Source organism: Serratia liquefaciens ATCC 27592 (assembly GCF_000422085.1).
Taxonomy (GTDB): Bacteria; Pseudomonadota; Gammaproteobacteria; order Enterobacterales; family Enterobacteriaceae; genus Serratia; species Serratia liquefaciens.
In genome coordinates, this window is the sequence record NC_021741.1 from 1395003 (window position 1) to 1420131 (window position 25129).

Below are 25129 nucleotides of genomic sequence, written 5' to 3' on the forward strand. Positions count from 1 at the left end.
TCATGTTTACTACCGTATTAATTGCCAACCGCGGCGAAATTGCCTGCCGGGCGATCCGCTCTCTGAAACGTTTGGGCATCACCAGCGTAGCGGTTTATTCCGACACCGATCGCAATGCGCCGCACGTGACCGAGGCTAATCTGGCGATACCGCTCGGCGGCGACAAGGCCGCTGACAGCTATCTGTGCATCGACAAGATCCTGGCGGCCGCGGCGCAAACCGGCGCGCAGGCGATTTATCCGGGCTATGGCTTCCTTTCCGAGAGCGCCGAGTTTGCCGACGCCTGTGAAACGGCGGGCATTGCTTTTATCGGTCCGACGGCGGCGCAAATCCGCGAGTTTGGCCTGAAACACCGTGCTCGCGAGCTGGCGGCGGTGGCGCAGGTGCCGATGACGCCGGGTACGGGCCTGCTGAACAGCGTTGAGGAGGCGGTCAGCGCCGCCGGCCGCATTGGCTATCCGGTGATGCTGAAAAGTACCGCCGGTGGCGGTGGCATTGGCCTGACGCGCTGCGACGATGAAGCCGCGCTGCGTGAGGCTTATGACAGCGTAAAACGCCTGGGCGAGCAGTTCTTCCGCGACTCTGGGGCCTTTATTGAGCGCTTTGTCGATCAGGCCCGGCACGTGGAAGTGCAAATATTTGGCGACGGTCAGGGCTGGGTGGTGGCGCTGGGTGAGCGCGACTGCTCATTGCAACGCCGCAACCAGAAAGTGGTGGAGGAAACCCCGGCACCGAATCTGTCCGCCGTCACGCGTCAGGCGCTGCATCAAGCCGCAGTGGCGCTGGGGGCGTCGGTCAACTACCGCAGCGCCGGCACCGTGGAATTTATCTACGACGCTGCGCGTGACGAGTTTTATTTTCTGGAAGTGAATACTCGCCTGCAAGTGGAGCATCCGGTGACTGAATGTGTCACCGGGCTGGATCTGATCGAATGCATGTTGCAGGTGGCGGCGGGCGATGCGCTGGACTGGGCGGCGTTGCAACGAGCGCCGCAGGGGGCATCGATTGAAGTGCGCATTTATGCCGAAGATCCTCTGAAGCATTTCCAACCCAGTCCCGGCGTGCTGACTGAAGTGCACTTTCCGGACGACGTGCGCGTCGACGGTTGGGTGGCCACCGGCAGCGAAGTGTCGGCCTTTTATGACCCGATGATCGCCAAGCTGATCGTTCATGGCGAAGACCGCCGCCAGGCGCTGGAGAAAATGCGTGTCGCGCTGGATGCAACCCGACTGCACGGGATTGCCACTAACCTGGACTACCTGCGACAGGTGATTGCGACCGAGGCATTCCAGAACGGCAGCGTCTGGACACGCATGCTGGACAGCTTCCGGTTCCAACCCAATAGCATTGAAGTGCTGCAGCCGGGCACCTACAGCAGCGTGCAGGATTATCCCGGCCGTGTTGGCTATTGGGATATCGGCGTGCCGCCGTCCGGGCCGATGGACGACTTCGCTTTCCGGCTGGCCAACCGCATTGTCGGCAACCACCCCAGCGCCGCCGGGCTGGAGTTTACCCTGCAGGGGCCGACCCTGCGCTTTCACTGCGACGCCATCATTGCCCTGACCGGTGCGGATTGTCCCGCCGATCTGGACGGTGAGGCCGTGGCCTACTGGCAGCCGATAGCGGTGCGTGCCGGTCAGGTACTGCGTTTGGGGCGAGCACAGCGGGGATGCCGTACCTATCTGGCGGTACGCAATGGTTTTGACGTGCCGGTGTATCTGGGCAGTCGTTCGACCTTTGCGCTGGGGCAGTTTGGCGGCCACGCCGGCCGTACCCTGCGCGTGGCGGACATGCTGGCGGTATCGCAACCGGGTTTGGCCGCCGCCACTACCCCGGCGCCGATTGCGGCCCCGCAGGCAATGGACGAAAGCCTGATCCCGCAGTACGGCAATCTGTGGAATATCGGCGTGCTGTATGGTCCGCACGGCGCACCCGACTTCTTTACCCCGGCATCCATCGAACGTTTCTTTGCCGCCGAATGGCAGGTGCATTACAACTCTAACCGGTTGGGCGTACGCCTGTCCGGGCCTAAACCGGAATGGGCGCGACAGGACGGCGGCGAGGCGGGGCTACACCCGTCCAACGTGCACGACTGCGAGTACGCCATCGGTTCGATTAACTTCACCGGCGATTTCCCGGTGATCCTTACCCGCGACGGACCGAGCCTGGGCGGCTTTGTTTGCCCGGTGACCATCGCCAGGGCGGAGCTGTGGAAGGTCGGTCAGGTGAAACCGGGGGATCGCATCCGTTTTCATCCTATCGGTTTCAAGCAGGCGCAGTCGCTGGAGCAGGCGCAGCTCGGCAGTATCGAAGCCCTGGCAGCGGTGAAGGCTATCACCCTGGCACCGCCGGATCTGATGCCGGGCACGACCGCCTCCGCCGCCATAGTGGCGGCGTTACCGGCCACCGACAGTCGGCCGGCAGTGGTCTATCGCCAGGCCGGAGATGGTTACATTTTGCTGGAGTACGGCGACAACGTGCTCGATCTGGCGCTGCGGCTGCGCATCCATTTGCTGATGCAATCGCTCAAGCAGGATGCGATCCCGGGCGTGGAGGAGCTGGCACCCGGCGTGCGATCGCTGCAGATCCGTTATGACAGCCGCATTCTCGGTCAGGCCGATTTACTCCAGCGCTTGTTGGCGCGCGAACAGGCGTTGGGTGATGTCAGTCAGCTGAAAGTGCCGACGCGAACGGTTTATCTGCCGATGGCGTTTGAAGATTCCGCCACGCTGGGCGCGGTGGAACGTTACCAGCAGACGGTGCGTTCGTCGGCCCCCTGGTTGCCGAACAACGTCGATTTTATCCAGCGCATCAACGGGCTCGGCAGCCGCGAGCAGGTACGCGACATCATCTTCGACGCCAGCTACCTGATCCTCGGGCTGGGCGACGTCTACCTGGGCGCACCCTGCGCGGTGCCGATCGACCCGCGGCACCGTTTGCTCAGTTCCAAATACAACCCGGCGCGCACCCATACCGCCGAAGGCACGGTTGGCATCGGCGGCATGTACATGTGCATCTATGGCATGGATTCGCCGGGCGGCTATCAGTTGGTCGGACGTACCTTGCCGATTTGGAACAAATTTCTCAAAAACCCGCAGTTCAACTCCGGCGAGCCCTGGCTGCTGCATTTCTTCGATCAGGTGCGTTTCTACCCGGTGAGCGAGCAGGAGCTGGATGAGCAGCGCGAGGCGTTCCGCGAAGGGCGCGCGCAGATCCGCATTGAGGACAGCGAATTCGATTTTGCCGATTACCGCCGTTTTCTGGCGGAAAACGCGGAAGACATCAGCGCCTTCCAGCAGCGCCAACAACAAGCATTCAGCCACGAAGTGACGCGCTGGCAGGCGGAAGAGGGGGAGGCCGAGGCCCAATTGTTGCCACCGCAGACTGATGAGGAAGAGGTGGATGGCGACCTGGTCAGCGCCGACCTGAATGGCAGCGTGTGGAAGATCCTGGTTGAGCCGGGGCAGAGGGTAGAAGCCGGTCAACCGCTGATCGTGGTCGAGGCGATGAAAATGGAGCTGGCGGTCACCGCGCCGCGCGCCGGGATCATCAAGCGCATCAGTTGCCAGCAGGGGCGACCGGTGGGGCCGGGCGATGCGCTGCTGTGGCTGGAACACGCCAGCTGACGCTCAATCATTCACGTCGGGGCGCGCTATGCCGCGCCCACGGAGAGGCATGAGATGCAAATCACCAATAACCGCAGCAAGGCTCGGCCGGAGGGGCTGGCGGAACGTATCTATCTGCAGCTCAAGGACGACATTTTTGATTTTCACCTGCTGCCGGGCGATCGCTTCAGCGAAAACGAAATTGCCGTGCGTATGGACGTCAGCCGTACGCCAGTGCGTCAGGCGTTGTTCTGGCTGGAGCGCGAGGGCTACGTAGAGGTGCATTTTCGCAGCGGCTGGCAGGTGCGGCCGTTCGATTTTGCCTACTTCGAAGAACTGTATGACCTGCGCATCGTGTTGGAGTGCGAAGCGGTAAAACGGCTGTGCGCTCGGTCAATGGGCGAGGTGCCGGGGCAGTTGGCGGCGCTTACCCGTTTTTGGATCGACGAACCGCGGCTGGAGGAGGGAAAAACCGTCTCAGTGCACGACGAGCAGTTTCATATGACGCTGGTCGAGGCGGCGGGGAATGGCGAAATGGCGCGTATTCACCGCGATTTGACCGAGAAAATTCGCATCATACGTCGGCTCGATTTCACCCAGGAAAGCCGGGTGGAGGCGACCTACAACGAACACGCCGCCATTTTGCTGGCGATCTTGCAACACCGAACCGAGGAGGCGCAAACGCGGCTCAGTCACCATATTGCCGTCAGCAAGGCTGAAGTAAGAAAAATAACTCTGCATATGCTGCATCAGGCCCGGCTTCGTCAGCCATAACCCGGCGTCTTTCGAGCTGCAGCGTTGTTGGCTGCAACTCGAAATTCCTAGGGTTAATTCTTCTTAACAAGGTGGGTTTTCTAACATCAACATCAGGAGTTTGAATTATGCAACGTCGTCACTTTATAAAAGCTTTTGCGTTGTCCGCCACCGTGATCGGCATGGGGATGGCCTGGGGCGTACAGGCCGCCGACACCATCAAGGTCGGTATCCTGAGCTCGCTGTCCGGCACCATGGCGATTTCTGAAACGCCGCTGAAAGACGTGGCGCTGATGACCATCGACGATATCAACGCCAAAGGTGGCGTGTTGGGTAAAAAGCTTGAGCCGGTGGTGGTGGATCCAGCCTCCAACTGGCCGCTGTTCGCCGAGAAGGCGCGTCAGCTGTTGAGTCAGGACAAGGTGGCGGCGGTGTTTGGCTGCTGGACTTCGGTGTCGCGCAAGTCAGTGCTGCCGGTGTTTGAAGAGCTCAACGGCCTGCTGTTTTACCCGGTGCAGTACGAAGGGGAAGAGATGTCGCCGAACGTGTTCTACACCGGTGCCGCGCCTAACCAGCAGGCAATCCCGGCGGTGGAGTATCTGCTGAGTGAAGACGGCGGAGCGGCCAAACGCTTCTTCCTGTTGGGAACCGACTACGTGTATCCGCGCACCACCAACAAGATACTGCGCGCCTTCCTGCATTCGAAAGGGATCCAGGATAAAGACATTGAAGAGGTCTATACACCGTTCGGTTACAGCGACTATCAGACCATTGTCGCCAACATTAAAAAATTCTCCGCCGGGGGCAAAACGGCGGTGATCTCCACCATCAACGGTGACTCCAACGTCCCCTTCTACAAAGAGCTGGCCAACCAGGGTATCAAGGCTACCGATGTGCCGGTGATTGCCTTCTCGGTCGGTGAAGAAGAGCTGCGCGGTATCGACACCAAACCGCTGGTGGGTAACCTGGCGGCCTGGAACTACTTCGAGTCGGTGGATAACCCGACCAACAAGCAGTTTGTCAGCGAATGGCGAGCCTACGCCAAGGCCCATAACTTGCCGAACTACGCCACCGCCGTGACCAACGACCCGATGGAAGCGACCTATGTCGGCATTCACATGTGGGCGCAGGCGGTTGAGAAGGCCGGAACTACCGACGTTGATAAGGTGCGCGCCGCCATGGCCGGACAGACCTTCGCTGCGCCATCGGGCTTTACCCTGACCATGGACGCCACCAACCACCATCTGCATAAGCCGGTGATGATCGGTGAGATTGAAGGCAACGGCCAGTTCAACGTGGTGTGGCAGACCGATGCGCCTGTTCGCGCTCAGCCGTGGAGCCCGTACATTGCCGGCAACGATAAAAAGCCGGATCACCCGGTAAAAGGCGGTCAGTAAAACCCGGTTCCCCCGCTGCGGCGGGGGCAGGCTACGACGCCCCATTGCGACGAGACACCCGATGAAACTTTTCTCTTTAAGCCAACTCAGGCCTCTGTGTTTTCTGCTGTGCTGCCTGCCGATGTTCGCGCAGGCGGGGCCGGCCGATGAATTTGCTACGGCCAATCGCACGCAGCAAGCCAAATTATTACAGGCATGGGCCACCGCGCCGGATGCTTCGCGACTGCCGCTGCTGCAAGCGCTGAAACAAGAAAGTGTGGTGATCGACGACGCCAAACATGCCTTTGTCCAGCAGGGCGAAAATTACCAGCCCTTGTCTGGCAGCGCTGCCCCGGTCGGCACACCGAAGAAGCTGTGGTTGAACAACCGGCTGCGCATCCTGATTGCCAACGCACTGTCGGCGCATCGGCTGGTCAGCGAGGACCCGGCGGTGCGTTTACAGGCGGCGCAGGCCCTGCAGCGCGAGGCGCAAAGCGATCAGTTGCCGCTGCTGACCCAGCGTTTGGCGCTGGAACAAGACAGCCGGGTGCATGAGGCATTGAGCATCGCGCTGGCGAATCTGCAACTTAACGATGCCGATGCCGGGGTACGCCTCAACGCGGTGCGCTTGCTTGGCAGCTCGGGCGATCCTGAAACGCAAACGCGCCTGCAGGCGTTGACGGAGACAGGCCATGAGCCGGACGCCGCGGTACGTGCCGAAGCGATGAAAAGCCTGAGCAGCGTGAAACATCGGCTGATGATCGGTGACCTGATCGGCCAGGCATTTACCGGTCTGTCGCTGGGTTCGATCCTGCTGTTGGCGGCGCTCGGTTTGGCAATCACCTATGGCCTGCTGGGGGTGATCAACATGGCGCACGGCGAAATGCTGATGCTCGGCGCCTATTCGGCTTATCTGGTACAGGGGCTGTTTCAGCAGTTTGCGCCGCAGTGGCTGGCGCTGTATCCGCTGGTGGCGCTGCCGGTGGCGTTCGCCATCACGGCCTGCATCGGCATGGCGCTGGAGCGCACGGTGATCCGCCACCTTTACGGCCGACCGCTGGAAACGCTGTTGGCCACCTGGGGCATTAGCCTGGTGCTGATCCAAGGGGTACGGGTGTTGTTCGGTGCGCAAAACGTGGAGGTCGCAAACCCGGCCTGGCTGTCGGGCGGTATTCAGCTCCTGCCGAATCTGGTGCTGCCGTGGAACCGCATTGCCGTCATCGTGTTTGTGGCGTTGGTCCTGATCCTCACCTGGCTGTTGCTGAATAAAACCCGACTGGGCATGAACGTGCGAGCCGTGACGCAAAACCGCGGCATGGCCGCGTGTTGCGGTGTGCCCACCGGCCGTGTCGATATGCTGGCGTTCGGGTTGGGGTCCGGCATTGCCGGGTTGGGCGGCGTAGCCTTGTCGCAGTTGGGCAACGTCGGGCCCGAGCTGGGGCAGGGTTATATCATCGACTCCTTCCTGGTGGTGGTGCTTGGCGGCGTGGGCCAGTTGGCCGGTACGGTGGTGGCGGCTTTTGGCCTCGGCATCCTCAACAAAATTCTCGAACCACAGATTGGCGCCGTGCTGGGTAAAATCCTGATCCTGGCGCTGATTGTCCTGTTTATTCAAAAGCGTCCTCAGGGGCTATTTGCCCTCAAGGGCAGGGTGAATGACTGATGAGCCAACCTTTGACTGTAACCGGGGTGCAAAAGGCCCCCCGGCTGGCGCTCGGCATCGGCGGGCTGGCGTTGCTGACGCTGTTAATCATGCCGTTTCTCGCGCTGTTACCGGCGGATCACCCGCTGGCGATCTCCACCTATACCCTGACGCTGGTAGGCAAAATTCTGTGCTATGCCGTGGTGGCGGTGGCGCTTGATCTGGTGTGGGGCTATGCCGGGTTGTTGTCCCTGGGTCATGGGCTGTTTTTCGCTCTGGGTGGCTATGCCATGGGCATGTACCTGATGCGCCAGGCGGCGGGAGAGGGCCTGCCGAGCTTTATGGCGTTCCTGTCCTGGAGCGAACTGCCCTGGTTTTGGAGCGGCACCCAGTATTTCGCCTGGGCATTGTGCCTGATTGTGCTGGTGCCGGGCGTGCTGGCTTTTGTCTTCGGCTACTTCGCCTTCCGTTCAAAAATCAAAGGCGTCTATTTTTCCATCATGACGCAGGCATTGACCTATGCCGGCATGCTGCTGTTCTTCCGCAACGAAACCGGGTTTGGCGGTAACAACGGCTTTACCGGCTTCACCACGCTGCTGGGTTTTCCGATCACCGCGATCGGCACGCGGGTGGCGCTGTTTCTGGCAACGGTGTTGTTGCTGGCGGCCAGTTTGGCGATCGGCTTTGCCCTGGCGCGCAGCAAGTTTGGCCGGGTGTTAACCGCGGTGCGCGATGCGGAAAATCGCCTGACGTTTTGCGGTTACGATCCAAAAGGTTTCAAGCTGTTCGTCTGGACGCTGTCGGCGGTGCTGTGCGGCCTGGCCGGGGCGTTATATGTGCCGCAGGTGGGCATTATCAACCCGGGTGAAATGTCGCCGACCAACTCGATCGAGGCCGCTATCTGGGTGGCACTCGGTGGACGCGGCACCTTGGTGGGGCCACTGCTCGGTGCCGGTATCGTCAACGGCGCCAAAAGTTGGTTCACCATGGCGATCCCGGAATACTGGCAGTTCTTCCTTGGCCTGATGTTTATCATCGTCACGCTGTTCTTGCCCAAAGGGGTTATCGGCCTGCTACGCAGAGGGAAATCACAATGAATTCGCTGCAAATGACCGACGAGTTGTTCACCCAACCGTTGCCGGCGGATAAACACCGCCAGCAAACCGATCCGGTGCTGTTGCTCGACAAGATCAACGTCAGCTTCGACGGTTTTCGCGCACTGAGCGATTTGTCGTTGCAGATTGGCGTAGGGGAATTGCGCTGTGTGATCGGGCCAAACGGGGCAGGGAAAACCACCTTGATGGATGTGATCACCGGCAAAACCCGGCCGGACAGCGGCAGAGTGTTTTACGATCAAACTGTCGATCTGACCGCGTTGGATCCGATGCAGATTGCCCAAGCCGGCATTGGCCGCAAGTTCCAAAAGCCTACGGTGTTTGAGGCACTGACGGTGTTCGAAAATCTTGAGATTGCCCAGAAGGCGAAGAAATCGGTGTGGGCCTGCCTGCGCGCCAGGCTGAGCGGCGAACAGCGCGACCGTATCGATGAAATGCTGAAAACCTTGCGGCTGGGCCATGAGCGACATCGGCCCGCCGGACTGCTGTCCCACGGGCAGAAGCAATTTCTTGAGATTGGCATGCTGTTGGTGCAGGAGCCGCACCTGTTGCTGCTCGACGAACCGGCAGCCGGAATGACGGATGCGGAAACCGAGTACACCGCCGAGCTGTTCCGCGCATTGGCGGGCAAGCATTCGCTGATGGTGGTAGAGCACGACATGGGCTTTGTCGAAACCATCGCCGATCATGTCACCGTACTGCATCAGGGCCAGGTGCTGGCGGAGGGCTCTTTGGCGCAGGTGCAGGCCAACGAGCAGGTGATTGAAGTCTATTTGGGGCGCTGAGGAACCACTATGTTGCAGGTTAACGAGCTGAATCAATACTACGGTGGCAGCCATATTTTACGCGGCCTGTCGTTTGAGGCCCGCATCGGTGAGGTGACTTGCCTCCTGGGGCGCAACGGCGTGGGGAAAACCACGTTGCTGAAATGCCTGATGGGGCTGATCCCGGTTAAAAGCGGCACCCTCAGTTGGCAGGGAACGGCCCTTAACGGCAAAAAACCGCACCAGCGTGTACAAGCGGGGATCGCCTATGTGCCGCAGGGGCGAGAGATTTTCCCGCGCCTGACGGTAGAGGAAAACTTGCTGATGGGGCTGGCGCGTTTTTCCGGCACGGAGGCACGTAAGGTGCCGGAGCATATTTATGAGTTATTCCCTGTCCTGTTGCAGATGAAAGATCGGCGCGGTGGCGATCTCTCTGGCGGGCAGCAACAGCAGTTGGCGATTGGCCGTGCGCTGGCCTGTCGGCCGCAGTTGTTGATCCTCGATGAGCCGACCGAGGGGATCCAACCTTCGGTGATCAAAGAGATCGGCGCTGTGATCAAGCAGTTGGCGGCAGGTGGCGATATGGCGATCCTGCTGGTAGAGCAGTTCTATGATTTTGCCGCCGAATTGGCAGACAGCTATCTCGTGATGTCGCGTGGCAGCATCATTCAGCGCGGGGCAGGCAGCGCGATGGAGCAGGACGGCGTACGCGGGCTGGTGGCGATATAAACGTGGGGATTACCTAATAAATTGCGTGCGGGTGGGATCCCGGGAGTGATGCAAAACCCTGATGATTCTTACCCAATGGATATCTTCACGAAAATAAATGAGATGCCCAGCGGCTGGCAGAACGCAGAGATCTTGTGCAATCAAGGCTACGTTTCTGCCAAGCTGAGAATGGCTAAGATTATCAAATGCCTTATGAATATGGTTAAGGTAGTCTTTGGCGGCTTGTAATCCATACCGCTCCAGGCCATAGAAATAAATACTTTCCATGTCATCCAGTGCTTTTGGGCGGACGACTATTTTTCTCCGCATCCTTTTGTTTTACTCCGTATTCTTTCCATGAACACATCTCGATCCCACTCTTGGGCATCGCCACTATTTTCACCTTCGGCGATCAAGCGGCGCAGTTCTTCCAGTTTTGATGCAGCTGTACGTTCGCGCAGGGTACGTACCGATTCGCGGATGACCTCGCTTGGGGTACGGTAGTCGCCGCTGGCGACCAGGCCTTCGACAAACCCACGCAGTTCTTTACCCAGGTCTACCGTCAATGTTCTGCCCATTGTGCGCCTCCATCAATTATGTCTCTTTTGTAAGATTTGTTCTTACAATATAGTTGCTAAGATACTCCAGGAACTGACCGACTGCAAACCTCGGTCCGTTTGGATAATCGGGGATACACCTAAAATAATTAAGGATAATTATGAACGAAATCAATATCTCACGCCTGTCTTGTATCGTCCTGTCACTGTTCCCGGCCCTGTGGGGGATTTTCAGCCTGCTGAACAATACTGCGGATTTTGCCAATACCGCCCGGCATGCCGTGGGGCCCCTGCTAACTATGCAAAATACCTATCAGGTGCCCGGTCTGATGTGGCGTGCCATCACCGCGCCCTGGGCCGGAATGGTCGGGTTGGCGTTTATTACCCTGCTGGAATCTCTGGCCGGGATCGCGGCAACCTTGGGCATAGTGTTGATGGTGAAACATAGGGGTCACTCTTATGCGACGTTCGCCAGAGGCAAAGCCTGGGCCATGCTGGGTGCGCTATGTGCGATTACAGTATGGGGGATCGGTTTTATGGTGGTCGCCGGCGACTGGTTTATGGCCTGGCAGGCCAAGGAGGATCCGCTGGCGGTGCAGCTGGGTGCCTTACTGTATATGGTGCCCAATACGCTGGCGCTGATGTTGTTGATGCTGCAACGGGACTCGCGATAGGCGCTGAGGGGGCGACATTTTAATAAAACTGCGGCGAAGTTCGCGAAAGTGTTGCCAAATGCTAACCTGCCGCAGTCTGTCACATTTCGTTCATAATTGTGCCATAGCATAATGACTCTTAAATAAATTGATAATAAATCAACAGGTTAAATTTTTTAAGGGAACAGGCATGAGCGATAAACCACAGAATGATTTGCCGCCGTCGGCGCAGGATCAACAGCAGCAACCGAGCAACCCGGCGCGTCGCCGCTTTTTGGCGGGAGCGACGGCATTGGGCGTTGGCGCCTCCATTGCCCCCTTGGCCGGAGCCGCGGCGGAGGGGAACAAAAAAGTGCTGCTAAATGCTTTGCCGCAAAGTGCGCAAAACTCGTTGCTGCGGCGCTATGTGAAGAATGTGGTGGTGATTTACGCCGAAAACCGCAGCTTCAACAACCTGTTCGCCAATTTCCCCGGGGTAGAAAAACCGCTGTCGGCGCTCAAGCCGGAGGAGTACCAGCAGCGCGATCGCGATGGTCAACTGCTGGATACGCTGCCGCCGATCTGGAAAGGCCTGGTGCCGAAGGCTCAGGAAGTCGGGCATGTTAACTACAAAATCGACGAAGATGCGGTTTTTACTACTCAACTGCCGAACCAGCCGTTTGTGCTGACCGGGCCGCAGGGGGAAAACCTGCCGCATGGCGTGGTAACTCGCGATTTGTGGCACGTGTTTTATCAGAACCAGATGCAGATCAACGGCGGCAAAAATGACAAATTCGTCGCCTGGGCCGATTCCGGTGCTCTGACCATGGGCTATTACGGCGACGGCGCATACAACCTGCGGCTATGGACGTTGGCGCAGGAATTTACCCTGTGCGATAACTTCTTCCAGGGGGCGTTTGGCGGCTCGTTCCTCAATCATCAGTATCTGATTTGCGCCCGCCCACCGTTCTACCCTGACGTGCAAAACTCTGTCGCCAAAGACGGCATTGCTCAGCTTGAAAGCGACGACGTGACGGACTGGCGTTTAAAGCCGCTGAGCGATTCGCCGGTCAGCGCTTCATTCGGCATTCCGCTGTTCGGCAAAAGCCTGCTGACGCCGGACGGTTACGCGGTCAATACCATGGCGCCACCGTACTGGCCGTCATGGACGCAGGATGAGAAAGATCCGACGTTGGCGGATGCCACCATGCCCAACGTTATGCCGCCACAGAAACACCCGCACATTGGTGATTTGCTCAGCCAGAAAGGGATCGATTGGGCCTGGTACGCCGGTGGTTGGCAGTACGCGCTGGACAACCGCAAAGATCAGGGTGATTTCCCCGGCGCACCGGATTTTCAGTATCATCATCAACCGTTCAATTACTTTGAAAATCTGGGGCCGTCCAACCCGCAGGCGCGCGAAGCTCATTTGCGTGATGGCGGCATTGGCGATTCAACCGCCGGCAATAAATTCCTGGCGGCGGTGGAAGCGGGCACCTTGCCGCCGGTCGCTTTCTACAAGCCACAGGGCAACCTCAATATGCACGCCGGCTATTCGGATGTCGAAGCCGGAGACCGTCATATTGCCCATATTATCAATAGCCTGCGTAATGGCCCGCAGTGGGATAACAGCGTGGTGGTCATTACCTTCGATGAAAACGGCGGCTGGTGGGATCACGTTGCACCGCCGCAGGGGGATCGTTGGGGACCTGGCTCGCGCATTCCAGCGTTGGTGATCTCACCGTTCGCCCGTAAGGGATATGTCGATCACCAAGTGTACGATACCGGATCCATCTTGCGATTCATCAGTCGGGTGTTTGATTTGCCAACGCTGGAAGGGCTGGCAGATCGCGATAAGGCAATGGCGACGCGTGGCCAGAAACCCTTGGGGGATCTGACCGGCACGCTGGAGTTTCCGGGTTAATCTCATGCTTGAGCGCTGGAGTTACAGCGCTTTCGACATATACCAGATGCCGATGGAACCTTGGGCGCTGGTGTAGCAGGTCTCGCCGCAAATGCTCAGCCCCTGACGTTGGTAAAAACGCTGGGCGCTGGTGTTGCGCTTTAGCACCTCCAGCCACAGCGTTGTCTGCCGGCGTTCGAGTGCCCGCTGCTGCACCTGTTCAAAAAAACGCTGGCCATAACCCTGGCCGGCATATTCCGGCAGGAAATAGATTTTCTGCAGTTCTGCGCCCGTCTGTTGAGTGGGCGCCAGCAGGCTGTTGAAGTTCAGCCGTGCATAGCCCACCAGACGCTCGTCTTCATAGCCCAACAGCCAGCACACGTCCGGATCCTGCAGGGTCTGCTCCAGGGCTTCGACCGCAAAGTCCTGAGCCAAAAAAGCATCCAATTCCGCTTTATGGTGCCAAAGTTCGCCAAAATGGGCCTGATAAGTACGAATACCGACGTCACGAACTAGCGCTAAATCATGGCGTAAAGCCTGGCGAATACTGAACATGTAAACCTCTTGATGGATAGGAACAGGGCCGTTGGCGAGGATTTAGGCAATCCAGCGCATACTCAATTTACTCAATTTACTCAATATCCGCATACCGGAGGGAGTATGACCGAGAAACAACACACCCATCGTCGACAGGGACATCGCATGGCCATGCAGATGCTCACTGCCGATCAGCTACAGCATCTTAAGCCAAGTAAAGGTTCGGCGCGATTCCTGGTAGTTGAAATCGATCCCGATGCTCATCAACCCCAAGGCCAGAGTCACGTCGGTAATAACGCTTTGCGTAAAAAACTGACGGACATGGTCAATGACCCCGCGGTGGATCCGAATACGGCGATGCAAATGCTGGAGATTGCGTGGGATAGGGTGACAAAGTCTGCTGGAGTGAAGGTTCCGGTAGCTGCAGTCGACATTGAAAGCGAAGCCAGTGAACCTGACGCTTTAATGGAAACGAGTTATCTATTGCTGTTAGCACGGTATCAGTAACAGATAAAAGCGTTTTAATACATCTATTCGAACTGGCCGATAGCATGGGGATGACGCTTCTGGAGGGGGGTTGAGCACGCCAATATTATCGGTTTAGCGCTTTTCCTCTCTTCCTCTCTTCTTCCTGATCCTGACTGAGCCCGATCAGTCCAAATGTTTCGGCGTCTCGCGCCTGAATCCCAGACCGATAATCCGGCCAAACAAATGTGGCAACCAACGGCTGTTGCCTACCCGGGCCATCAGTTTGGAGCTCTCGCCGGCACGGCGTTTTTTCGGCCTGCGCTGGCTCATTTTGATTTGCAGGAACTGAGTGGCTTTGGTGGGGAAGTTGCGGCGTCGCTGTACCTGCTGCAGGTGTTTTAGCTGCAAGCGCTGGCTGCGCAGCGGGGGAATGATCGCGTTGGCGGTCGCGACTGCATCCTGAATCGCCAGATTCACCCCAACGCCACCGATGGGTGACATGGCGTGCGCGGCATCGCCAATGCACAGCACGCCCGGCTTGGCCCACTGATCCAGACGATCGATGCGGATGCTGAGCAGCTTCACCTGTTGCCAACTGACGATCGTTTGCAGGCGATGATCCTGGAACGGTGCCACCTCGGCAATCTGCAGTAAAAAATTCTCCAGTCCGTCTTGTTGGATCGCCTCGAAGCTGCCTTTGTCGATCGAATAGCCACACTGCCAGTATTCACCCCGGTCGATCATGATGAAGTTTTGCTTTGGTCCGGTGTGGCCCATCGACCAGGCCGGATCGCCTTCCTGTTTATCGATTTTCATCCACAACACGTCACGCGGTGAGCCAAAACTGTGGCTGCTGAGAGAAGCCTGTTCACGCACCACCGAGTTGCGTCCGTCGGTACCTATCACCAACTGGCAGCGAACGCGGATCGGCCCTTCCGGCGTGTCCGCCAGCACGCCGCAGACCTGGCCGCGATCGTACAACAGCTGGTGCACCTGCGCGGACTTGATCAGTGTGAATTCGGGAAAGGCGGCGGCCTTTTCTGCCAGAAAGTTGAGAAACTCCCATTGCGGCATAAAGGCGATAAATTTGCAGCGGGTTGGCAAGCGTGTGAAGTCTGCCAGCCGAATGTCACGCCCGGCGATCTCGGCATGCAGCGTTTCCGCACGCTGGTGTGGCAGAGCCAGCAATGCTTCCAGCAGGCCAAGCTGGTGCATGATTTCCAGCGTCGAGGGGTGAATGGTATCGCCGCGAAAATCTCGCAGAAAATCGGCGTGTTTTTCCAGCACCGTCACGTTAATGCCAGCCCGAGCCAACAAATAGCCGAGCATCAGCCCGGCGGGGCCGCCGCCAACGATACAGCAACGGGTGACATAAGGCGTGATCAGGGACTGTGGCATAGCGGTGACCTCAACGAGTCGCATCCTGCAAATCGTTATTGAAAACTTTATTGTGATAATGATTATCAATATCAAATAAGGCTGTCAACCCGTGGCACTGTGTGGTCAAAGAGTGAAAACCGATTTTTACCCGTGCTCGCCTGGCGTCAGGCTTTACCTCATGCTGAATGGCAGCCCCGTCGTCACCGGCGGGCAGGGGGAAGAGTATTCCCGAACGCCTTGCTGAAAGCGGTTGACCCGCGATGCCTGACGCGCCATGTTTATCCATAAATCGGTATTATTTTGATTAATGGTTCTTAAAAACGGGACGGTCAGTATGGGGCGTGTCACCTTTGATCTCGAAGATCTGCGCAGTTACGTTACCGGTATTGAGTTGGGCAGTTTCGCCAAAGCGGCGGAGCGGCTGGGGCGCTCAACCTCGGCAGTCAGCGCGCACCTGAAAAAGCTGGAGCAACAGGTTGGCACCCCGATTCTGCGCAAGGCCGGGCGCAACATGGTGATGACCGAGGCCGGCGAGACATTGCTGGGCTACGCCCGCCGGCTGCTGGAGTTGAACGATGAGGCCGCCGCGGCGGTGCGCGGGCTGGATTTGCATGGCCGGGTACGCTTGGGGTTACAGGAGGACTTCGGGGAAACCTTTTTGCCGCAGGTGTTGGGCAGTTTCACTCGCGCGCATCCGCGTGTGCGCATCGAAGCGCGGATCGCCCGCAATGCCGAGCTGATCGACTGGGTATTGAAAGGGGAGCTGGATTTGTCGCTGGCGTGGGACGGGGGCATCAGCACGCCATTTCACCAGGCGCTGGGGCAAAGGCAAATGCACTGGATCGCCTCGCCTGATTTTGATCTGTCGCTCTGGCGCAGTGGGCATGAACCGCTGCCGCTGGTGATGTTCGACGCCCCTTGCCTGATGCGCAGTGCGGCGACGCAGGCATTGGATCGCGCCGGGATTGCGTGGCGTGTCGCCTTTACCAGCCGTAGCCTGAATGGCGTATGGGCCGCCGTCAGCGCCGGGCTGGGAGTGACGGTACGCACCGATGCCGGGCTGCCGTCGGGATTATCCCTTCTGCCGCCCGGCATGTTACCGACGTTAAGCCCGCTTGGCGTGGTGTTGCATCGCGCACAAGAAACTCCAACGGCGGCCATTCAGCGGTTGGCGCAAATCGTGGCCGACAGAATCAAAAACTAGTCCTGCTCGATCGGCTGATTGCCGCTCAGCGCACCCCATTCGGTCCAGGCGCCGTCATACAGTTTCACCTGTTTTGCATCGAGGGAAAGCAGGCCAAAAGCCAGCACTGCCGCAGTTACCCCGGAGCCACAGCTGGTGATGATTGGCCCGTTGAGATCGACGCCCTTGTCGCTGAAGGTTTTCTTGAGGGCTTCCAGCGATTTGAAGCGGCCGTTTTCCAGCAGTTCGCCGTAAGGAATATTGATGCTGCCGGGAATATGGCCACGGTGCAGGCCGGGGCGCGGCTCTGGGGCTTCAGCGTAAAAACGCGGTGCGGCGCGTGCGTCGAGGATCTGCACCTGCGTGTTCAGCGCCTGTTCCACCTGCTGCATAGTGACTACCGCGTCTGCATTGAAGCGGGCGTTGAAGGTTTGCTGCGTGCGTTGCGTTGCGCCGGTTGCCAGCGGTTGGCCCAGCGCAGTCCAGCCGTTGAGGCCTTCGTCCAGCACATAAACCTGCTGCGCGCCAAAGTTACGGAAGGTCCACCAGCCGCGTGGGGCAGAGAACTGATTGCCCTCGTCATAGAACACAATGGTGTGTTGATCGCTAATGCCCAACTTGCCTGCCGCCGCGCTGAAGGCTTCCGCCGTAGGCAGCATATGCGGCAGATCGGTGTTTTTATCCGCGATGTCATCGATATCGAAGTACACCGCGCCCGGGATATGACCGCGTTCAAATTCGGCAAGCATATCTTTTTTCGGTACCAGGCCGACCGGAGACATTCTGACATCGACCACGACCAGATTTTCATCGTTGATATGTTGTGCAAGCCATTGGGGAGTAACCAGAAACGGAGAGTTCATCGTCATTGTTCGCCTGTGGTGAAAACGGTTTTTCACTATACACCAGCGCGCACTCCGATGAGGTAAGATGTTAGCTCAATGGCGAAAACGGGAGCCAGGCGGGATGACGGATAAGCATTTTGGTGGCGCGAAAATCGCGCTGTTGTGCGGCAACAGCGTGCTGACCTATCAGCGAGACGACAAGCCCGACATTCCCTGGCCTGGCTGCTGGGATCTGCCCGGTGGCGGGCGCGAAAACGACGAAACGCCGCTGCAATGCGTGCAGCGGGAAACCCTGGAAGAGTTCGGCCTGCGGATTGCCGCGGGGCAGGTTCTTCACCAGCAGCGCTACGAGGGGATTTTCGCCGGCTATCCACCGACCTGGTTTATGCTGGGCGAAATCACCCCGCAGCAGATTGCCGCCATCCGCTTTGGCGATGAAGGGCAGCGTTGGCAGATGATGACACTCGACCGCTTTATCCATCACCCGCAGGGGATCTCCCATCTTCAACAGCGGCTGGCGGAGCACCTGCAGCGTTAGGGTAGCTCCTCGGCCTCCACCCGGGCGATCAGCGCCTCCAACTGACGGTCGGAAAAGACCTCAATGCCATTCTGACGCAGCAGTTCGGCGGTGACGCCGCTGCCGGGTTTGGTCTGGCCGCTGAAAGAACCGTCGTAGATAAATTGGCTGCCGCAGGACGGGCTGCCGTCGGTGAGCAGGGCAAAGCGGCAGCCGTGGCGCCGCGCGGTTTCCAGCGCCAGATGGGCGCCAAGCAGGTAACTGTCGGTGACGTCACCGCCGCTGATCTCCATAACCCGAGCCCGTTGCGCGAGCACCGTGGCCCCTTCGGCGGCCGGAGTGATTTCTGCTGAGGGACGTGGCGTGGAGAAGCCGGCGGCCAGTTCCGGGCAGCAAACCACTAAACGGCCTTCGCGCTGCCAGCGCAGCAGGGTGAGATGGGGCAACGGTTTATCGGAACCGTTATAGCGAACCTTAAAACCGGCCAAGCAGGCGCTGAATAAAATTTTTGACGGCATGGGTCTGTCTCTGTCGCAGTGGCGAAAGCGTGGCACAGGTGGCCCACGCGCGCGGCTTTAACATAGCAGAATCAACCCGCCGAGGGCAGGGCCAAACGGTTAATCTCCACCGGTTCAAGGATGCGCAAGTCTGTCTCGCGCCGTGCCACGGCCAACATTGCCAGTCCGATACGTTCGGTGGTGGTGACCTGATTGGGGAACAGCCGTTGGGCGCCAAACCACAGCGGTTTAAAAAGCCGGTACAGCAGATCATAAAGCCGGGTTCGGGAGCGGATGCCGTGCAGCGGCACGATAACGCCCGGGCGGAACATCACCGCATGGAACGGCAGCGCCAACAAGGCATTTTCGGTTGCGCCCTTGACCCGTGCCCACATGCTGCGGCCTTGCTCGCTGCTGTCGGTGCCGACGCCGGAGACATAAATAAAGACCATGTTCGGGTTTAACCGCGCCAGCGGGCGGCCCGCAGCCAGCGTCAGATCGTAGGTCAGGGCACGGTAGCGTGCTTCGCTCATGCCGGCGGAAGATACGCCAAGGCAGAAGAAGCAGGCGTCGTAGCCGCTGAGCTGAGTCTCCAGGGCGGATAAATCACTCAGATCGGGCAACGTCAGTTGGCGGAGCTTGGCATCGCTTTGCGCCAGTTCACTGCGGCCGATGCTCAGCACTTCCGTCACCTGCGGATCGAGCAGACATTCGCGCAGTGCGCCTTGCCCGACCATGCCGCTGGCACCGAATATTATCACTTTCATAACCTGTTCTCCTGACGCCCGGCGATGCGTTGATGACGCCAACGGTTCGGCGTTTGTGATTCCCATTGCATAAAGGCACGGCTAAATGAATTCAGTTCTTCGAACCCGAGCACGAAGGCAATTTCACCGGGCTCCAGATCGGTATCCGACAGCAGATGACAGGCCGTACGGTGGCGGGTTTTATCCAACAGTTGCTGATAGCTGTAGCCGTGCTGTTGCAGACGACGCTGCAGGGTGCGTGGGCTGAGGTACAACTCGGCAGCCACGCTGTTTACGCTGGGTCGTTGTCCGCGCATGCTACGGGTGAGGATCGCCATCACCCGTGCGGGCAAACTGTCGTCCTGCTCGACCTTGGCCAACTCGGCTTCCAGCCCAGGCAGCAGCACGGCCAGCATGTCCTGGTTATAGGTGATAAAGGGCTGCTGCATCAGCGCACGATCAAATATCAACACGTCCAACGGGGCGTCGAAGCGGATCGGACAGCTAAAATGGCGCAGCAACGGCGAAGCGGGATCGTGGTGCCGCGTCAGTTCAATCGCCCTCGGTTGAATAGCCAGGCCGGTGCCACGACGGCACAGAGTGGTGATGGACGCAAACATGGCGTCCACCAACAGCTCAGGGGCATGACCTTCGGCCATGGTCCAACGGGTGTGCAACCGCACGGCCTCGCCGTCTTCCGTCAGCGTCAGTTCTTCGGGACACACCAACCGCTTGTAGCGGGCGACTTTTTGCAAGGCCTCCCCCAGCGTCGCAGAATGCAGCGCCGCGACCGAAGCGATATCGTAATGCTCGGGTGCGACGTCACTGCCGAGGCGAAGACCAAAGGCCGTATCATCGGTCAGGCGCGGGAGCGCCTGCCAAATATCAAAAAATTGCCTGGTGGAAAGCTTGACCTTTTCGCGCCCGTGGCTGAGTAGCCCGCTGGGGAGGCCGGCCAGTTGACCAAGCTTTTCAATATCCACCCCCAGCGCTTTGAGACGAATGGCTAAGGCGCTGGAGACCGGGATTTGATCGCTGCTCATGGTGTTCCTTATGATTTGCCAGCCACCAACGCCGCCATGGTTTCGTGATCCGGTTGGCTATCGTCCCGGTCGGTGCTCAGGCTGAGGTAACGGAATTTGGCATCCGCCGCTTCACGTTCGGCCTGCACCTGTCCGGCGATAAATACCGCATCGCTGCCGAGTAACAGGCGCAGCGGGGGTTCATCCATCTCGGCGATCTGCAAGATAACCTGCGCGGCCTTGGCCGGGTCGCCGGGTTGGTGGCCGTTATGCTGTTGCAAGTAGTCTAGCATGGGCCCAAGCGTTGCCTGATAAGCGGCGCTGACAGGGGCGATGGTCATTGATGAGCCGGCCCAGTCGGTGCGGAAGCCGCCGGGTTCAACCAGGGTCACCTTCACGCCGAAGGGCGCAATTTCTTTTGCCAGCGATTCGGAGAAGCCTTCGACCGCCCACTTGGCGGTGTGGTAAGCGCTCAGACCCGGTACGCCAAGGCGTGCGCCTATGGTGGAGATCTGAATGATATGGCCGCTGCCCTGTTGACGCAGCACCGGTAGCGCCGCGCGGGTGACGTTAAAAACGCCATAGAAATTGGTATCGACCTGGGCGCGGAAATCGGCTTCATCGGCATCTTCCACCGGCGCGATGTTGCCATAGCCGGCATTGTTGACCACCACATCCAGTCGGCCGAAGCTGTCTATTGCTGTCTGTACCGCACGTTTGGCGGCCACGGCGTCAGTAACGTCCAACGCCACGGTGACCACTTGCTCACCGTACTGTTCCACCAGCGGCTGTAACTGCTGTGGCTGGCGTGCGGTCGCGACCAGACGGTGGCCGGCGGCCAAAACAGCCTGCGCCAACTGCTGGCCCAAACCGCGTGAACTGCCGGTAATTAACCATACCTGAGACTGAGACATAACCACCTTCCTGTACCTGCTTGTTGAAGAGGTTCTACTCTAGAAGGTTCGGCCACATGCGGATAATCCGATTGCGCCAGAGTTTAATCCGATCGCGCCAATGTGATGTCGCGCTCTGGGGCGTGCGCCAGCATCAGCATTTGAATGGTCTCGCCAACCCGTTGCACCGCTTGTTCAATCTCTGGCGTCAGCTTGGGCGCATAGTTGATACGCAGGCAGTTACGGTATTTACCGGAGGCGGAAAAAATGCTGCCGACGGCGATCTGCACACCCTGTTGTTCCAAATGGCGATTTAGCCGCAGGGTATCAAACGCTTCATCCAGCTCAATCCACAGCATAAAGCCGCCGCGTGGTTGGCTAACACGGGTACCGGGCGGGAAGTACTTCATAATCCATCCGGTCATCACGTCCCGGTTCTGCTGGTAGCGGGTACGCATGCGCCGCAAATGTTGCAGATAGTGGCCGTGGCGGATGAATTCGGCAATCGCCAGCTGCGGCTGGGTCGCGGTAGAGCCGGTGCCGATATATTTCATGTGCAACACGCGCTCCAGATAACGCCCTGGGGCAATCCAGCCGATGCGCAGGCCGGGTGCCAGCGTTTTGGAGAACGAGCTGCACAGCAATACCCGGCCGTCTTCATCGAAGGATTTGATGGTGCGAGGCCTTGGGTATTGGTAGGCGATATCACCGTATACGTCGTCTTCGATGATCGTCACATCGTAGCGCTGCGCCAGCGTCAGCAAACGCTGTTTACGCTCCTCCGGCATAATGTAACCCAAGGGGTTATTGCAGTTGGGCGTCAACAGAATGGTTTTCACCGGCCACTGCTCCAGCGCCAGTTCCAGCGCCTCCAGGCTGATCCCGGTCAGCGGATCGGTAGGGATTTCCAACGCCTTCATGCCCAACCCTTTCAGCGTTTGCATGGTGCCGTGAAAGCAGGGGGAGTCTACCGCCACGATATCCCCCGGCTGGCAGACGGCGCGCAGGCCGGTGAACAACGCCTCGTGGCAGCCGGTGGTGATCACCAGCTGGTCGGCGCTAATCTGGCAACCGGAGTCCAGCAGCAGCCGGGCGATTTGTTCACGCAAGCCGATAACGCCTTGAATGCTGTCGTAGAGCAGGCTGCGCAGATCGCCGTGACGGCCCAGGGTGCCCAGCGCTTTGGTCAACGGTTTCAGCGTAGGTTCGCTGATATCCGGCATGCCACGGCCGAGCTGGATCACATCTTCGCGCGGTTTATTTCGGATCAGTTCCAGTACCTGCTCCCACTGCGAAATATCCACCGGTCGCTGCACCGGACGGGTGACGGCGGGAAGCTCGGCCAGAGTGCGGCGCCTTTGTACGAAATAGCCGGATTTGGGGCGCGCTTCCACCAGTTGGGTCTCTTCCAGCAGGCGATAGGCCTGTTGCACCGTGCTGATGCTGACGCCGTGTTCCAGGCTTAGCGCGCGCACCGACGGCAGACGATCGCCGGCCGGATAGAGCCCCTGTTCGATGCGTTGGCTAAGGAGCGCGGCCAGGGTGGCGTAGCGTGTCATACAGATACCCAAAGTGAGAGTGGTTGAGGAAAAAACCGGTACAGATGAGATTAAATTAGACCATTCAGATAGGCAGAGACAGCTTTTGTATGGAAAAAATATCAACGCCCTGAATCTGTATTGTTTTTCGCGCGATCAGCATCATAGGTTTCGTGGCCAAACCGAAAGAGGATCTGTGATGAGCATTTCTGTTGAGAGCGAACCGGTACAACACCGGGCGAGATTTCCACTTTGGCAGTTGTACCTGCAGCGTTATCGCACCCGTAGATCTTTGTTGCAGTTGGACGATGCCCAACTGGCGGACATTGGTCTGTCGCGCGCGCAGGCAATGCAAGAAGGGCGCAAGCCTTTTTGGAGAACATAAATGTTGAAATTGTTGGGTAAGGCCTCGTCGATCAATGTGCGCAAAGTATTGTGGACCAGCCATGAACTGGCGTTGCCGCTGACCAGAGAAGACTGGGGCAGTGGTTTTCGCTCCACGCAAACACCGGAGTTTTTGGCCCTCAACCCCAATGGCCTGGTGCCGGTATTGATTGACGGCGATCGGGTGCTGTGGGAATCCAACACGATTTGTCGTTACCTGGCGGGCCGGGAAGGGCGTCAGGATCTGTTGCCGACAGAACCGGGCGCACGGGCAGCGGTAGAAATGTGGATGGACTGGCAGGCCACCGATCTCAACAACGCCTGGCGCTATGTTTTCATGTCGCGAGTTCGCCAGGATGCCGCCTACCAGGATCAGGAGCGACTGGCAGCGGCGGAGCGGGAGTGGAACAGGTTAATGGGCATGCTCGAACAGCATTTGGCGCAGGGGAATGCTTATATTGCTGGCACGACCTTTAGCCTGGCGGATGTGGTCATTGGGCTGTCGCTCAATCGTTGGCTGATGACGCCTTTCTCGCGCCCGGATTACCCAGGGTTACAAGGGTATTTGCAACGGCTGCAACAGCGGCCGGGTTTCTTGCTGTATGGTGCCAACGGGTTGCCGTGATATGAAATAAAATATTCATTTTGGCCTGACATCTTTGGCCAGAAGACGCAGCGTACCCTCGAGGCTGCCTCGTTACATTCCCGTCTGCAAGGTTTCATGAACGGCATCACGGATATGAGTTTTATTTTTCTCTTTGCTTGTTATTGAAATTTATATTTCATATAACCGTATCACAGACGGCGCGTTTCATTGGGTGGCGCGCTGACCAGATTACGGATACAGGCAACGGGAGAGGGTGATGAAACAGGTACGCGTTGGTTTAATTGGCACCGGCTACATTGGGCGCTGCCACGCTATTGCTTATGCGCAGGCTGCCACGGTATTTCCACTGAAGGGGGAACTGGTGTTGGAAATGCTGGCGGAAGTGACGCCGGAGCTGGCGCAGCAGCGCGCTGCTGAATTTGGTTTCTCTCGTTCGACCGCCGACTGGCGCCAGCTGGTGGCCGATCCGGCTATTGATGTGGTGGATATCTGCGCGCCGAATTTCCTGCATAAGGAGATGGCGCTGGAAGCGATTCGCCACGGCAAACACGTTTATTCTGAAAAACCGCTGGCGTTGGACGCCAAAGACGCCGCTGAAATGGTGCAGGCCGCTCGCGCCAAGGGGGTTAAAACGCTGGTGGGTTTCAACTATATGAAGAACCCGACCAGCCAGCTGGCGCGCGAAATTATCGCCAATGGCGAGATTGGCGAAGTGGTGCATTTTTACGGCACCCACAATGAAGATTATCTCGCCGATCCGCGTACGCCTATCGACTGGCACTGCCGCAAGGCCACGGCCGGGTTAGGCGCGCTGGGCGATTTGGCGGCGCATATTGTCAACATGGCGCATTACCTGGTGGGTGACATTGTGGCGGTCTCCGGCGATATGCAGACCATCATCAAACAGCGCCCGGATGCGAAAGACCCTACGCTGATGCATCAGGTTGAAAATGAGGATCAGGCCAGCGCGCTGGTGCGTTTTGCCGGTGGCGCCATGGGTACCATCGAGACTTCACGCATTGCCTGCGGGCGCAAGATGGGGCTGACCTACGTGGTCACCGGAACCAAGGGTACGTTAAGTTACACCCAGGAGCGAATGGCGGAGCTGAAGCTGTATCGTCACGATGAGCCGGCGGAGCGCCAGGGGTTTAAAACGCTGCTGGTAGGCCCTAAGCATCCGGATTACGCCGCCTTCTGTATTAGCGCAGGGCACGGCATTGGTTTTAACGATCAGAAAACGGTGGAGATCCGCGACCTGGTTAACGGCATTGCCGCCGGTGATCGCATGTGGCCTGACTTTGAAGAGGGCTGGAAAGTATCTTGCGTGCTGGATGCGATAGCCGCCTCCGCCGAACAGCGGCGCTGGCTGGAAATTAATCGCGATTAACCCAGGGCTATGACGCTCACAACTTGAGAGCGTCATAGCTTAACTGGCTAATAAGTTAATAAGTTAATAA

At 58.5% G+C, this 25129-nt stretch carries 25 protein-coding genes; 15 read left to right on the forward strand and 10 right to left on the reverse strand.

Going from position 1 to position 25129, the window contains the following annotated elements:
* Positions 1-2: 2 nt before the first annotated feature.
* The 7 genes from uca to urtE all read left to right on the forward strand — a co-directional run bounded on the left by uca (position 3) and on the right by urtE (position 9984).
* Complete coding sequence (uca, locus tag M495_RS06510) at positions 3-3626, forward strand: urea carboxylase (protein ID WP_020825840.1); 3624 nt, start codon at positions 3-5, stop codon at positions 3624-3626.
* 54 nt (positions 3627-3680) lie between these two features.
* A complete protein-coding gene (locus M495_RS06515; protein ID WP_020825841.1) occupies positions 3681-4379 on the forward strand; it encodes a GntR family transcriptional regulator in 699 nt (232 codons plus the stop codon).
* Between the two features lie 107 nt (positions 4380-4486).
* Positions 4487-5755, forward strand: coding sequence for an urea ABC transporter substrate-binding protein (gene urtA, locus M495_RS06520; RefSeq protein WP_020825842.1), 1269 nt, complete (start codon positions 4487-4489; stop codon positions 5753-5755).
* 61 nt (positions 5756-5816) lie between these two features.
* Positions 5817-7397, forward strand: a complete 1581-nt coding sequence (gene urtB / locus M495_RS06525) for an urea ABC transporter permease subunit UrtB (protein ID WP_041414329.1) — start codon at positions 5817-5819, stop codon at positions 7395-7397.
* Positions 7397-8473, forward strand: coding sequence for an urea ABC transporter permease subunit UrtC (urtC, locus tag M495_RS06530; protein WP_020825844.1), 1077 nt, complete (start codon positions 7397-7399; stop codon positions 8471-8473). Before urtB ends, urtC begins: the two co-directional genes overlap by 1 nt.
* Entirely contained in the window at positions 8470-9276 is an 807-nt protein-coding gene (gene urtD, locus M495_RS06535; RefSeq protein ID WP_020825845.1) for an urea ABC transporter ATP-binding protein UrtD, read from the forward strand. The genes urtC and urtD overlap by 4 nt, the downstream gene beginning before the upstream one ends.
* Before the next feature lie 9 nt (positions 9277-9285).
* On the forward strand, positions 9286-9984 hold the full coding sequence (urtE, locus tag M495_RS06540) for an urea ABC transporter ATP-binding subunit UrtE (RefSeq protein WP_020825846.1): 699 nt from the start codon (positions 9286-9288) through the stop codon (positions 9982-9984).
* Positions 9985-9993: 9 nt separating this feature from the next.
* Here urtE and M495_RS24870 read toward each other — a convergent pair whose 3' ends face one another.
* On the reverse strand, positions 9994-10251 hold the full coding sequence (locus tag M495_RS24870; RefSeq protein WP_236615027.1) for a type II toxin-antitoxin system RelE/ParE family toxin: 258 nt from the start codon (positions 10249-10251) through the stop codon (positions 9994-9996).
* 26 nt (positions 10252-10277) lie between these two features.
* Entirely contained in the window at positions 10278-10541 is a 264-nt protein-coding gene (locus tag M495_RS06550; RefSeq protein WP_020825848.1) for a type II toxin-antitoxin system ParD family antitoxin, read from the reverse strand.
* A gap of 140 nt (positions 10542-10681) precedes the next feature.
* Between M495_RS06550 and M495_RS06555 the strand changes: the two genes are divergently transcribed.
* On the forward strand, positions 10682-11194 hold the full coding sequence (locus tag M495_RS06555; protein WP_020825849.1) for a DUF2165 family protein: 513 nt from the start codon (positions 10682-10684) through the stop codon (positions 11192-11194).
* Between the two features lie 169 nt (positions 11195-11363).
* Entirely contained in the window at positions 11364-13076 is a 1713-nt protein-coding gene (gene acpA, locus M495_RS06560) for an acid phosphatase (protein WP_020825850.1), read from the forward strand.
* 21 nt (positions 13077-13097) lie between these two features.
* Here the strand turns inward: acpA and M495_RS06565 are convergent, their stop codons facing one another.
* Positions 13098-13610, reverse strand: coding sequence for a GNAT family N-acetyltransferase (locus M495_RS06565; RefSeq protein WP_020825851.1), 513 nt, complete (start codon positions 13608-13610; stop codon positions 13098-13100).
* Positions 13611-13715: 105 nt separating this feature from the next.
* On the opposite strand from M495_RS06565, the gene M495_RS06570 reads away from it, so the two are divergent.
* Entirely contained in the window at positions 13716-14099 is a 384-nt protein-coding gene (locus M495_RS06570) for a hypothetical protein (RefSeq protein ID WP_144079302.1), read from the forward strand.
* A gap of 144 nt (positions 14100-14243) precedes the next feature.
* Here the strand turns inward: M495_RS06570 and M495_RS06575 are convergent, their stop codons facing one another.
* A complete protein-coding gene (locus M495_RS06575) occupies positions 14244-15458 on the reverse strand; it encodes an FAD-dependent oxidoreductase (protein ID WP_020825853.1) in 1215 nt (404 codons plus the stop codon).
* Between the two features lie 316 nt (positions 15459-15774).
* Here M495_RS06575 and M495_RS06580 point away from each other — a divergent pair, with 316 nt between their 5' ends.
* Positions 15775-16644, forward strand: a complete 870-nt coding sequence (locus M495_RS06580) for a LysR substrate-binding domain-containing protein (protein WP_020825854.1) — start codon at positions 15775-15777, stop codon at positions 16642-16644.
* Here the strand turns inward: M495_RS06580 and sseA are convergent.
* A complete protein-coding gene (gene sseA / locus M495_RS06585; RefSeq protein WP_020825855.1) occupies positions 16641-17486 on the reverse strand; it encodes a 3-mercaptopyruvate sulfurtransferase in 846 nt (281 codons plus the stop codon). The two genes, M495_RS06580 and sseA, sit on opposite strands and share 4 nt — an antisense overlap.
* A gap of 103 nt (positions 17487-17589) precedes the next feature.
* Between sseA and M495_RS06590 the strand changes: the two genes are divergently transcribed.
* The gene (locus M495_RS06590) at positions 17590-18006 is read left to right on the forward strand and encodes an NUDIX hydrolase (RefSeq protein ID WP_020825856.1); all 417 of its coding nucleotides are present in this window, start codon (positions 17590-17592) and stop codon (positions 18004-18006) included.
* Here M495_RS06590 and M495_RS06595 read toward each other — a convergent pair.
* From M495_RS06595 to M495_RS06615, 5 genes are all read right to left on the reverse strand, one after another.
* Positions 18003-18503: a DUF523 domain-containing protein gene (locus M495_RS06595; RefSeq protein WP_020825857.1), complete on the reverse strand. Its 501-nt coding sequence runs from the start codon at positions 18501-18503 to the stop codon at positions 18003-18005. The genes M495_RS06590 and M495_RS06595 overlap by 4 nt on opposite strands.
* A 71-nt stretch (positions 18504-18574) precedes the next feature.
* Complete coding sequence (locus tag M495_RS06600; RefSeq protein WP_020825858.1) at positions 18575-19249, reverse strand: Rossmann-fold NAD(P)-binding domain-containing protein; 675 nt, start codon at positions 19247-19249, stop codon at positions 18575-18577.
* Positions 19246-20271: an AraC family transcriptional regulator gene (locus tag M495_RS06605; RefSeq protein WP_020825859.1), complete on the reverse strand. Its 1026-nt coding sequence runs from the start codon at positions 20269-20271 to the stop codon at positions 19246-19248. The genes M495_RS06600 and M495_RS06605 overlap by 4 nt, the downstream gene beginning before the upstream one ends.
* Before the next feature lie 8 nt (positions 20272-20279).
* Entirely contained in the window at positions 20280-21164 is an 885-nt protein-coding gene (locus M495_RS06610; RefSeq protein WP_020825860.1) for an oxidoreductase, read from the reverse strand.
* A gap of 83 nt (positions 21165-21247) precedes the next feature.
* Positions 21248-22702 carry an aminotransferase-like domain-containing protein gene (locus M495_RS06615; protein WP_020825861.1) on the reverse strand — a complete coding sequence of 485 codons (1455 nt, stop codon included), beginning with the start codon at positions 22700-22702 and terminating at the stop codon, positions 21248-21250.
* Positions 22703-22880: 178 nt separating this feature from the next.
* Between M495_RS06615 and M495_RS06620 the strand changes: the two genes are divergently transcribed.
* The 3 genes from M495_RS06620 (at position 22881) to M495_RS06630 (ending at position 25059) form a co-directional block, all read left to right on the forward strand.
* Positions 22881-23066 carry a DUF1127 domain-containing protein gene (locus tag M495_RS06620; protein ID WP_020825862.1) on the forward strand — a complete coding sequence of 62 codons (186 nt, stop codon included), beginning with the start codon at positions 22881-22883 and terminating at the stop codon, positions 23064-23066.
* A complete protein-coding gene (locus tag M495_RS06625) occupies positions 23067-23690 on the forward strand; it encodes a glutathione S-transferase family protein (protein ID WP_020825863.1) in 624 nt (207 codons plus the stop codon).
* Between the two features lie 238 nt (positions 23691-23928).
* Positions 23929-25059, forward strand: a complete 1131-nt coding sequence (locus M495_RS06630; protein ID WP_020825864.1) for a Gfo/Idh/MocA family protein — start codon at positions 23929-23931, stop codon at positions 25057-25059.
* Positions 25060-25129 lie beyond the last annotated feature (70 nt).

What these genes read in the sequence shown, in the direction of transcription:
- M495_RS06580 (WP_020825854.1), top strand. Translation starts at nt 15,775, where the DNA reads ATGGGGCGTGTCACCTTTGATCTCGAAGATCTGCGCAGTTACGTTACC.
- M495_RS06615 (WP_020825861.1), bottom strand. Translation starts at nt 22,702, where the DNA reads ATGACACGCTACGCCACCCTGGCCGCGCTCCTTAGCCAACGCATCGAA.
- sseA (WP_020825855.1), bottom strand. Translation starts at nt 17,486, where the DNA reads ATGAACTCTCCGTTTCTGGTTACTCCCCAATGGCTTGCACAACATATC.
- M495_RS24870 (WP_236615027.1), bottom strand. Translation starts at nt 10,251, where the DNA reads ATGGAAAGTATTTATTTCTATGGCCTGGAGCGGTATGGATTACAAGCC.
- acpA (WP_020825850.1), top strand. Translation starts at nt 11,364, where the DNA reads ATGAGCGATAAACCACAGAATGATTTGCCGCCGTCGGCGCAGGATCAA.
- M495_RS06575 (WP_020825853.1), bottom strand. Translation starts at nt 15,458, where the DNA reads ATGCCACAGTCCCTGATCACGCCTTATGTCACCCGTTGCTGTATCGTT.
- urtB (WP_041414329.1), top strand. Translation starts at nt 5,817, where the DNA reads ATGAAACTTTTCTCTTTAAGCCAACTCAGGCCTCTGTGTTTTCTGCTG.
- M495_RS06550 (WP_020825848.1), bottom strand. Translation starts at nt 10,541, where the DNA reads ATGGGCAGAACATTGACGGTAGACCTGGGTAAAGAACTGCGTGGGTTT.
- urtA (WP_020825842.1), top strand. Translation starts at nt 4,487, where the DNA reads ATGCAACGTCGTCACTTTATAAAAGCTTTTGCGTTGTCCGCCACCGTG.
- M495_RS06630 (WP_020825864.1), top strand. Translation starts at nt 23,929, where the DNA reads ATGAAACAGGTACGCGTTGGTTTAATTGGCACCGGCTACATTGGGCGC.
- M495_RS06595 (WP_020825857.1), bottom strand. Translation starts at nt 18,503, where the DNA reads ATGCCGTCAAAAATTTTATTCAGCGCCTGCTTGGCCGGTTTTAAGGTT.
- M495_RS06605 (WP_020825859.1), bottom strand. Translation starts at nt 20,271, where the DNA reads ATGAGCAGCGATCAAATCCCGGTCTCCAGCGCCTTAGCCATTCGTCTC.
- urtD (WP_020825845.1), top strand. Translation starts at nt 8,470, where the DNA reads ATGAATTCGCTGCAAATGACCGACGAGTTGTTCACCCAACCGTTGCCG.
- urtC (WP_020825844.1), top strand. Translation starts at nt 7,397, where the DNA reads ATGAGCCAACCTTTGACTGTAACCGGGGTGCAAAAGGCCCCCCGGCTG.
- M495_RS06590 (WP_020825856.1), top strand. Translation starts at nt 17,590, where the DNA reads ATGACGGATAAGCATTTTGGTGGCGCGAAAATCGCGCTGTTGTGCGGC.
- uca (WP_020825840.1), top strand. Translation starts at nt 3, where the DNA reads ATGTTTACTACCGTATTAATTGCCAACCGCGGCGAAATTGCCTGCCGG.
- M495_RS06620 (WP_020825862.1), top strand. Translation starts at nt 22,881, where the DNA reads ATGAGCATTTCTGTTGAGAGCGAACCGGTACAACACCGGGCGAGATTT.
- M495_RS06565 (WP_020825851.1), bottom strand. Translation starts at nt 13,610, where the DNA reads ATGTTCAGTATTCGCCAGGCTTTACGCCATGATTTAGCGCTAGTTCGT.
- M495_RS06610 (WP_020825860.1), bottom strand. Translation starts at nt 21,164, where the DNA reads ATGTCTCAGTCTCAGGTATGGTTAATTACCGGCAGTTCACGCGGTTTG.
- M495_RS06515 (WP_020825841.1), top strand. Translation starts at nt 3,681, where the DNA reads ATGCAAATCACCAATAACCGCAGCAAGGCTCGGCCGGAGGGGCTGGCG.
- M495_RS06600 (WP_020825858.1), bottom strand. Translation starts at nt 19,249, where the DNA reads ATGAAAGTGATAATATTCGGTGCCAGCGGCATGGTCGGGCAAGGCGCA.
- urtE (WP_020825846.1), top strand. Translation starts at nt 9,286, where the DNA reads ATGTTGCAGGTTAACGAGCTGAATCAATACTACGGTGGCAGCCATATT.
- M495_RS06570 (WP_144079302.1), top strand. Translation starts at nt 13,716, where the DNA reads ATGACCGAGAAACAACACACCCATCGTCGACAGGGACATCGCATGGCC.
- M495_RS06555 (WP_020825849.1), top strand. Translation starts at nt 10,682, where the DNA reads ATGAACGAAATCAATATCTCACGCCTGTCTTGTATCGTCCTGTCACTG.
- M495_RS06625 (WP_020825863.1), top strand. Translation starts at nt 23,067, where the DNA reads ATGTTGAAATTGTTGGGTAAGGCCTCGTCGATCAATGTGCGCAAAGTA.